The sequence below is a fragment of the Streptomyces sp. NRRL F-5755 genome, from assembly GCF_001279365.1.
GTDB classification, from domain to species: Bacteria; Actinomycetota; Actinomycetes; order Streptomycetales; family Streptomycetaceae; genus Streptomyces; species Streptomyces rimosus.
In genome coordinates this window covers 20,145-29,727 of the sequence record NZ_LGCW01000018.1, presented here as the reverse complement: position 1 = coordinate 29,727, position 9,583 = coordinate 20,145, and the positions used below count along the sequence as shown (strand labels likewise).

The following is a 9,583-nucleotide window of genomic DNA, read 5'->3' as shown; positions in this document are numbered from 1 at the left end:
GGTCAGGGGTGGAGGGGGTTGGGGATGGTGACGTAGACGGACTGGGTGTCGACGGGGCCGACGAGTTCGTCCAGGCCGCGCAGCCGGGTCAGCAGATTGGCCTTGCAGCGCAGGGTGCGGGCTTCCAGGAGCCGGCCGGGCAGGGGTGAGCGGTGTGCCGCGGGCCCGGTGGCGGCGTCGGCGAGGAAGCGCCGGAAGGCGGCGAGGAGAACGTTCTCGGCGGCCAGGCGCTGGGAGCCGAAGGCGCCGATGAGGCCGAGGACGTTGTTGATGCCGAGGTAGTAGGCGAAACGCTCGTCGGTGACCTCGTCGGAGACGAAGGTGTCGCTGGCGGTGCCGATGCCGGGCAGCCGCCGCTCCAGGTCCGTACGGCGCGATTCGCGGAAGTAGTAGCCCTGGTTGTCGCGGTAGCGGCCGCCGACGGGCCAGCCGTAGCGGTCCAGCAGGACGAGGGTGTTCTGCTGGTGGGCTTCGAGGGCGACACCGGCGGTGCCGTCGAGCCAGAGGACGGGGCGTACCACCGCTTCGAGGTAGCGCAGGAACCACTCGGTGGCGACGGCACCCGCGGGCCGGCCGGTGCGGGCGGTGAGGCCGCCGATGACCTCGGCGAGCCGGGAGCGCAGGCCGGTGCGGCCGGGCCAGGGGCGCGGCGAGGTGAGGGCCGCGATGCAGACCGCGTCGTCGGAGTCGGCGAACGGGTTGTGCCGGACAACCACGTCCAGCCCGTGCACCGGCTCGCCGTCGGCGCCGGTGACGCCGAGCCACGCGGGGTCGCGGACGATGTCGAAGCCCGGCGTGCCGGGGAAGGCGGCCCGCCACCGGGCGGCGAGGCCGGTGCGGAGCAGCCGGTGCACTTCGACGCCCCGGCGCAGTTCCTTGCGGAGGTTGTCGCGGCGGGAGTTGGTGATGCGCACGCCCAGGGAGAGCTTGAGCATGGCGTCGCGGCCGGGGCGGAAGACGGTGCGGACGGAGGAGGTCGGGTGCCAGGCGGGGCCGCCGGGGCCCAGGTCGCGCAGGTGGCCCGAGGCGTACAGCGCGGCAATGTCCGGGCGGTGGCCGAACTGGTGGGCCTGCCAGGGGTGCATGGGCAGCGGCAGGGTGCCGGCGGGGGCCTGGGGCGCGCCGTCGGCGAGCCGGGCGGCCAGGCGTTCGGCGGATACGGTACGGCCGCGTTCGGTCCAGGCCGAGTCGGCGGCGAACACGTCCCGGCGGACGGCCATCCAGTGCAGGCGGAACGCGCCGCGCAGCTCCGGCGAGTAGGCGCGCGTCTCGGCCTCGGTCAGGCCCTCCCTGCTCTTGGGGGTGGGGTGCATGGGGTGGCCGAAGAGGAGGGACTGTTCGGCGGCGAGGAAGCGGGAGCCGCCGGGGTCGTCGGCCGGGTTGGCGCGCCGGTCGGCGAGGAAGGCGGCGGTGTGCCGTACGGAGTCGGCGACGCGGCCGACGAGGTCGGCGCTCTCGCTGTCCGTACCACCGGGTCCGCCGCCGGGGTCCCCGCCCGCGCCGCCGTGTACGGCCTCGCGGCGCAGCAGGGCGGCGAGGGTCACCGCGTCCAGGGGCGCGGCGTCGGCGGGGGCGCCTTCCAGTACGGGGGCGCCGAGGCGGTGCCAGCCGGTGTCCGACCAGTACAGGACGGGGACGCGCAGGGCCGTCGCGCCGGCGGCGAGCGGGATGCGCAGCCGGTCGCCGGCCGGGCGGGGCGTGTCGCTCTCGCGGATCCAGCAGCGCAGCAGGTTCTCCGTGCCGGCGGCGTCGGCGGCGACGGCCGGGTCCGCGTGCTCCAGGCGGTCGGGCACGGGCACGTGGTCGTGCGCGGGGAACTGCAGGGCGGGCTCCTGGAGGGCGGTTTCCTGCGGGTCGGTTTCGTGGCCGGCGGCGGGGCCGGCCACGGTGTCGGTCTCCTCGTCGGGGTGGACGGTGACGACCCGGGTCGCGCCGAGCGCGTGGCAGTCCTCGTGACCGTGCCGTTCGTGGTGTCCGAGCCGCACCGCACAGCCGGTGTGGCCGCCGTGCTCCCCGTTCTCCGCGGTGTCATGGGTCCCGGCACGCCGGTTCTGGCGCGGCACGGCCGGCTCCCGCAGCCGGGCCAGGGGTTCACGGGGCAGACGTCGCTCGTCGGCCGGTGTCCCGTCGGGGCCGGGGCGTTCGTTCATCGGGGTGTGCCTCGCAGGGTCGGCGCGGTCGGCGCGGTCTGGACGGTGGTGGGGCGGCTGGGAGTCATGGGGCGACGGAGAACCGTAGGCCGGTGGTGGCGTACGGGGTGGCGGGGCGCCATGGGGCGGAGCGGCGGGTGGCGGTCACTCGTACGCCCGGAGCGGAACGGCGACTGGCACGCACCCGTACGCCGGGGGCAGAGCGGTCGATGGCCGTCACTCGTGCGCCTGGGGCGGAGCCGCGGGTGGCAGTTACTCGTACGCCTGGGGCGGAACGCCGGGCAGCAATCACTCGCACACCCGGAGCGGAATGGCGGACGGCAACCACTCACACACCCGGAGCGGAACGGCGGACGGCAATCACCCGCACACCCGGCGCAGAACGCCGGACGGCAATCACCCGCACACCCGGCGCAGAACGGCGGACGGCAATCACCCGCACGCCCGGGGCGGGACGCCGGATGGCCGTCACTCGCCCACCCGAAGCACAACGCCGGGCAGCAATCACCCCCACACCCGAACCAGAACCGTGCCCCCATCACGATGCCCCCTCAAGCGGCAACGCCTGACTGCCCACCGTCGCAGGCACCGCATCCGCAGGCACCGCATCCGCAGGCACCGCACCCGCACCCTGCACCCCGCCCGCCCCCGCTCCCCCCGCCCGCACCGCCGTACTCAGCGCGTCGGCGAGGCGGTCGAGGACTGCGTCCGCCTGTTCGTCGGTGAGGGTGAGTGGGGGCAGCAGCCGGATCACCGCGTCGTGGCGGCCGCCCAGTTCGACGATCAGGCCCCGGGCCAGGCATTCCTGCTGGACGGCCGTGGCCAGCGCGGGGGCGGCCGGGCGGGCGCCCGCCGGGTCGGGGGCGGTGTCCGGGTCGACCAGTTCCAGGCCGAGCATCAGGCCGCGGCCGCGTACGTCGCCGACGCAGCCGTGCTCCGCGGCGAGTCCGCCCAGCCGGGACAGCATGCGTGCGCCCAGGTCGGCGGCGCGCCGCGCCAGGTCGTTCTCCCGGACGTACGCGAGGGTGGCGGCGCCCGCCGCCATCGCGAGCTGGTTGCCGCGGAAGGTGCCGGCGTGCGCGCCGGGGCGCCAGGCGTCCAGTTCCTCGCGGTAGACGATGACCGCGAGCGGCAGGCTGCCGCCGATGGCTTTGGACAGCACGAGCACGTCGGGCACCACGCCGCTGTGTTCGACGGCCCAGAAGGCGCCGGTGCGGCCGACGCCGGTCTGCACCTCGTCCACGATGAGGGGGATGTCCCGTGCGGCCGTGATCTCGCGCATCCGGCGCAGCCAGCCGTCGGGTGCGGGGATCACCCCGCCCTCGCCCTGGACCGGTTCGAGGATCATTCCGGCCGGCCGGGCGATTCCGCTCTTGTCGTCGTCGAGTACGTTCTGCGTCCAGCGCGCGGCCAGTTCGGCGCCGCGCTCGCCGCCCGTGCCGAAGGGGCAGCGGTAGTCGTACGGATACGGGAGCCGGGTCACGGAGGTGTCCCGCGCGCCCCCGGACGCCGCGAGCGCCCCCGCCGTCATGCCGTGGTAGGCGCCGGTGAAGGCGGCGAGCCCGTCGCGGCCGGTGGCGGTGCGTACGAGTGTGAAGGCGGCCTCGACGGCGTCCGTGCCGGCCGGGCCGCAGAACTGGATGCGGCCGTGCTCGGCCAGTTCGGCGGGCAGGGTGGCGAACAGTTCGGTGACGAAGGCGTCCTTGACCGGGGTCGCCAGGTCGAGGACGTGCAGCGGGGCGCCGGAGTCGAGGACGGCGCGGATGGCTTCCAGGACGACGGGGTGGTTGTGCCCGAGCGCCAGGGTGCCCGCCCCGGAGAGGCAGTCCAGATAGCGGCGTCCGTCGGCGCCTTCGATGGTCAGCCCGCGGGCGCGCACCGGGACGATGGGCAGCGAACGCGCGTAAGTACGGGCGGCGGACTCGCGGAGCGACTGCCGCCGCAGGATGCCCTCGTGGGCGGGAGGGGGTGACGTCGGCAGAGGCTGGGTCAAGGCCACGGCGGTTCGGTCCTCCTGCTGCTGAATCTTCTGTTGAACTGCGGGTGGGCCCGCCGCGCGCCGACGGCCCCACCGGGCCGTCATCTCGCACACCGGGCCTGGTCCGTCGTCGGCGGGTGCCGCCGGGCCGGGTCCTCCTGGCGGACCGCTGCCGCCTGCATCCGGCCACGGCTCAGCCGTCCCCCATGTGTCTCAACGACGCGCCGGGCGGGAGATAACGGCCTGCCGGAAGATCCTTCGCGGACGGCTCCGGGGCGGCGTCCGGACCCGGCGCGGACGGCCCCGTGGCGGCGCCCGTACCCGGCGCGGAAGCTCCCGTACGGCCGTACGGGAACGACCGCGCGCCCGCCCCTCGCACTCTCCTCCTTCGAAGATCCCCCGAAGCCCCTCCGAAGATCCCCCGATCCGGAACCGGGGACCCGCCCGCTGCCGTCCCCAACGTCACCGGCATAGTGGGGACCTGCCCCGGCTTTCCGGTGCATGACAAAACAGCAGATCCAGGCACGTCCGGAGCGCGCCGGAGCAAGACCGGCACAACCGGCCGAGGTGCGGCAAGGCCGCCCGGGGCCGGACAAGTTCACCCGGCAAGCCTGAACACACCAGGGGGAGTTCAACCCATGCGATCCATACGTCGGCCGGTCCTGGCCGCGGCCGCTCTCACCGCGGTGGTGGCGCTGACCGCCACCGGCTGCGGCCCGGAGGGCAACCAGGCGGACGGCAAGCCCAGCCAGTCCGCGGATCAGGGCAGTGCGGGCGGGGGTGGCTTCACGATCCCCAAGGACATCCAGGACAAGCTGAAGGAACACGGCGTCGACCTGGACAAGTGGAAGAACGGCGAGTGGAAGAACTGGGACAAGGACAAGTGGCTCCGCGAGGCCAGTGATTTCATCAACCCGATCATCAAGGGTCTGTGGGACCCGGACCGGGCGAGCAAGGCCAAGCCGCCGAAGGAGCCGACGCCCAAGGACATCTCCGGTGACCAGGGGCGGACCGACCCGGAGCCGCGGCCGGTGCAGGCCAAGGCGGTCAAGCCGCCGTTCGGCCGGAACGCGCCCGGCCTCGGCAAGATCTTCTTCGACACGCCCGAGGGCCACGCGGTCTGCTCCGGCGCGGTCGTCAAGGACCCCGCGCACCCGGGCAAGTCGAACCTGGTGTGGACCGCGGGCCACTGTGTGCACGCCGGCAAGAGCGGCGGCTGGTACCGCAACATGATCTTCGCCCCGTCGTTCAACGACAGCGGCAAGCCCGCGGCCCAGCTGGAGCGCGCCACGCGTGAGGAGATGTTCCCCAAGGGCGTGTGGTGGGCCGACGGCGCGTCGACCTCCAACCAGTGGATCAGCCAGGGCGGTCCGCAGGGCAACAGCGTGCCGATGGCGCCGTACGACTTCGCGATCATGCACGTGACGCCGGAGAAGGGCGCGGGCAACAAGTCCCTGGAAGAGGTCGCCGGCGGCGCGTACTCGGTGGACTTCAACGCCTCCGCGATCCCGGACATCTCCAGCATCACCGCGCAGGGCTACCCGGCCGAGGCGCCGTTCGACGGCTCGTCGCTGCAGCAGTGCACCGACAAGCCGGGCCGGCTGTCGCTGGCCGCCCAGAAGCCGACCATGTACCGCATCGGCTGCCTGATGACCGCCGGTTCCTCCGGTGGCCCCTGGTTCGCCAAGGGCTCGGACGGCAAGCCGGTCCTGGTGTCCAACACCTCGATCGGCCCGCGTCCGGCCGGCTGGCTGGCGGGCCCGCACCTCGGCCCCGAGGCCAAGAGCATGTACGGCGCGATGAGCAAGAAGTTCGCGTCGCAGTAGTCGCGGCGGGCGGGGCCCGCTCCCGGTCTCCGGGGGCGGGCCCCCGCCTTATGGCCGTATGCGCGGCCCTCTCTTGTGCAGCCGTACGCGCGGCCGGTTCCCGTAACACGAAGGCCCGCCCCCGTTCCCAGGGGCGGGCCTTCGTACTGCCTGCGGCATCGTGCTTACGGCGCTGGGCCTACGGCGTCCCGTCGTACGGCACGCCGCCTACGCCCGCCGCGTCACGCAGCCGGTACGTACGGCTGGAACTCGGCGGCCAGTTCCTCGTGGACGCGCGCCTTGAGGACGGTGCCCTCCGCGACGTGCTCCTCGGAGATCACCTCGCCCTCGGCGTGCGCCCGCGAGACCAGCGCGCCCTGGGTGTACGGCACCAGCGCCTCGATCTCGACCTGCGGGCGGGGCAGCTCCTCGTCGATGAGGGCGAGCAGCTCGTCGATGCCCTGGCCCGTACGGGCCGAGACCGCGATCGCGTGCTTCTCGTTGCGCAGCAGCCGCTGGAGGACCAGCGGGTCGGCGGCGTCCGCCTTGTTGACGACCACGATCTCCGGGACGTCGGTGGCGCCGACGTCGCGGATCACCTCGCGCACGGCGGCGAGCTGCTCCTCGGGCACCGGGTGCGAGCCGTCGACCACGTGGAGGATGAGGTCGGAGTCGCCGACCTCCTCCATCGTGGAGCGGAACGCCTCGACGAGGTGGTGCGGCAGGTGGCGGACGAAGCCGACGGTGTCGGCGAGGGTGTAGAGCCGCCCGCTGGGCGTCTCGGCCCGGCGCACGGTCGGGTCCAGGGTGGCGAACAGCGCGTTCTCCACCAGGACGCCGGCCCCGGTCAGGCGGTTGAGCAGGGAGGACTTGCCCGCGTTGGTGTAGCCGGCGATGGCGACCGAGGGGACCTTGTGACGGCGGCGTTCCTGCCGCTTGATGTCCCGGCCGGTCTTCATCTCCGCGATCTCCCGGCGCATCTTCGCCATCTTCTCGCGGATCCGCCGCCGGTCCGTCTCGATCTTGGTCTCACCGGGACCGCGGGTGGCCATGCCGCCGCCCGCCGAGCCGGAGCCACCGCCGCCCATCTGCCGGGACAGCGACTGGCCCCAGCCGCGCAGCCTGGGCAGCATGTACTGCATCTGCGCCAGCGAGACCTGCGCCTTGCCCTCCCGGGACTTGGCGTGCTGGGCGAAGATGTCCAGGATCAGGGCCGTACGGTCGACGACCTTGACCTTGACGACGTCTTCGAGGTGGATCAGCTGGCCGGGGCTCAGCTCACCGTCGCAGACCACCGTGTCCGCGCCGGACTCCAGGACGATGTCGCGCAGCTCCAGGGCCTTGCCGGAGCCGATGTAGGTGGCCGGGTCGGGCTTGTCGCGGCGCTGGACGACGCCGTCGAGCACCAGCGCACCGGCCGTCTCGGCCAGCGCGGCCAGCTCGGCGAGGCTGTTCTCGGCGTCCTGCACCGTGCCGGAGGTCCAGACACCGACCAGCACCACGCGCTCCAGGCGGAGCTGGCGGTACTCGACCTCGGTGACGTCCTCGAGCTCGGTGGACAGTCCGGCGACGCGGCGCAGCGCGGCGCGCTCCGTACGGTCGTACTGCTCGCCGTCACGCTCCCCGTCGATCTCGTAACTCCAGGCGACGTCCTCTTCCATCAGGGCGTCGGCCCGGAGGCTCTCGGAGAGGCGCTGCCGGTCCTGTGGAAGGGAAGAAGAGGAGGTCATTTGATCCTTTGCATCGTTGGAACGTTCCGGGGCCGCGCGGCCCCGGAACCTGCGTTCGTGACAACGTCCGGAGGGCCCGGGAAGATTCCCGGCCGCCCCGTCGTCGGCCAGACGATGGTCGCACGGCCGGTGGGAGCCGTCACGCGGGTTTTCCGTGCGCGGCTGCGGGCCGCGTCTTCGCGGGCTTGGCGGCGGGCTTTCGCGTGGGCGGGTGCGGGGTCTGGTACGTGCTCTTCCAGTCCGGGTGGCCCGGCATCGGCGGGGTCTTGGTGTCGTACAGCCAGCTGTGGAAGAAGCCGGTGAGGTTCTGGCCGGAGATACGGGAAGCCAGCGCGACGAAGTCGGCGGTGCCCGCGACGCCGTCCCGGTGCCGGGTCACCCAGGCGCGTTCCAGCCGGTCGAACGCGGCGTGCCCGATCTTGGCGCGCAGCGCGTACAGGACGAGCGCGCTGCCGTCGTACATCACGGGCCGGAAGATGCCGGTCTTGTTGCCGGGCGTCGGCGGCTTGGGCGCGCCGGGAGGGCCGCCCTCGCGCCGCAGCCGGTCCGAGACGCTGTAGGCGCGGCGCGTGCGCTCGTCCATGGACCTCTTGGCGTGCTCGTGCGCGTACAGCTCCTCGTACCAGGTGGCGTGCGACTCGTTGAGCCAGGCGTCCGACCAGGTGCGCGGGGAGACGCTGTCGCCGAACCACTGGTGCGCCAGCTCGTGCACCATGATCGCTTCGATGTACCAGCGGGGGTACTGGCCGCCCGTGAACAGCCGCTCCTCGAAGAGGGACAGGGTCTGCGTCTCCAGCTCGAAGCCGGTCTCCGCCTGCGCGAGCAGCACGCCGTACGCCTCGAAGGGGTAGCGGCCGACCTTCTTCTCCATCCAGGAGAGCTGGCCGGGCGTCTTGGCCAGCCACGGTTCCAGGCGCTTGCGGTCCGCGGCCGGTACGACGTCGCGCAGCGGCAGGCCGTGCGGTCCGGTGCGGCGGACGACCGCGGAGCGTCCGATGGACACCTGCACGACCTCGGTGGCCACGGGGTGGGCGGAGCGGTAGACCCAGGTGGTGGCGGGGACCGCCCGCGTATGCCGCATGCCGTGTCCGGCCCGCTTCCCGCCCGCGTCCGGCACGGTGCGTACGGTGGCCGGGTAGCGCCCCACCGGCAGCCCGCCGGCGACGACCGTCAGGCCCTTGGGCGCGGTGACGCGGAAGGTGTAGAGGGCCTTGTCCGACGGGTGGTCGTTGCCCGGGAAGATCCGGTGCGCGGCGTCGACCTGGTTGGCCATGACCAGCCCGTCCTTCGTCCGCAGCCAGCCGTCCTCGCGGCCGCCCTTGCCGCCCTTGCCGGGGCGCGGGTCGCTGGTGTGCCGCACGACGATGCGCAGCGGGGTGCCGCTGCGTACGGCCTGGCGGGGCGTGACGATCAGGTCCTCGCCGCGCGTGACGTGGGCCGCGCGCCGGCCGTTGACCTCGACCGAGCGGACGGTGCCGTGCGCGAAGTCGAGGTTGACGCGCTCCAGGCGGGCGGTGGCGCGTGCGGTGATCTTCGTGACGGCGTCCAGCGGCCGGTCGTTGCGGCCGGGGTAGGTCAGGGCGATGTCGTACGCGCGCACGTCGTAGCCGGGGTTGCCGAGGTGCGGGTAGAGCCGGTCGCCGACGCCGAGCGGCGCGGCGTCCGGGAGGCCCGCGGCGACCAGGGAGGCCGCGGCGAGCAGGCCGAGCGCTGCCCGGCGGCGGGCGGGCCCCGGGCGGGGGCGGGACGGGGCGCCTCCGGGTCCGCGGCCGGGGGCGGAGGCGGGTCCGCCGGGGCCTGGGGCGGGGCGGTACGAGGAAAGCGGCATGACCCACCGCTATCAGCGCGGGGCCCCGGCCCGTGGCCGACGCGGCAGTACGGCACCCGAACGAGGGTGGGCCGTACGTCCGTCGAGGCCGG

5 protein-coding genes are annotated in these 9,583 nt (G+C 73.7%); 1 reads left to right on the top strand and 4 read right to left on the bottom strand.

Annotated features, from left to right (window positions below; all coding sequences use genetic code 11):
* Positions 1-2: 2 nt before the first annotated feature.
* Both ADK86_RS03925 and ADK86_RS03920 read right to left on the bottom strand, forming a co-directional pair.
* On the bottom strand, positions 3-2,150 hold the full coding sequence (locus ADK86_RS03925; RefSeq protein ID WP_053695296.1) for an IucA/IucC family protein: 2,148 nt from the start codon (positions 2,148-2,150) through the stop codon (positions 3-5).
* Positions 2,151-2,688: 538 nt separating this feature from the next.
* Positions 2,689-4,149, bottom strand: coding sequence for a diaminobutyrate--2-oxoglutarate transaminase family protein (locus ADK86_RS03920; RefSeq protein ID WP_053695295.1), 1,461 nt, complete (start codon positions 4,147-4,149; stop codon positions 2,689-2,691).
* A gap of 617 nt (positions 4,150-4,766) precedes the next feature.
* Between ADK86_RS03920 and ADK86_RS03915 the strand changes: the two genes are divergently transcribed.
* Positions 4,767-5,954: a trypsin-like serine peptidase gene (locus ADK86_RS03915; RefSeq protein WP_053695294.1), complete on the top strand. Its 1,188-nt coding sequence runs from the start codon at positions 4,767-4,769 to the stop codon at positions 5,952-5,954.
* Positions 5,955-6,175: 221 nt separating this feature from the next.
* Here ADK86_RS03915 and hflX read toward each other — a convergent pair whose 3' ends face one another.
* Positions 6,176-7,663, bottom strand: a complete 1,488-nt coding sequence (gene hflX, locus ADK86_RS03910; protein WP_003983926.1) for a GTPase HflX — start codon at positions 7,661-7,663, stop codon at positions 6,176-6,178.
* Between the two features lie 139 nt (positions 7,664-7,802).
* Positions 7,803-9,491 carry a M1 family metallopeptidase gene (locus ADK86_RS03905; protein ID WP_234345687.1) on the bottom strand — a complete coding sequence of 563 codons (1,689 nt, stop codon included), beginning with the start codon at positions 9,489-9,491 and terminating at the stop codon, positions 7,803-7,805.
* Positions 9,492-9,583 lie beyond the last annotated feature (92 nt).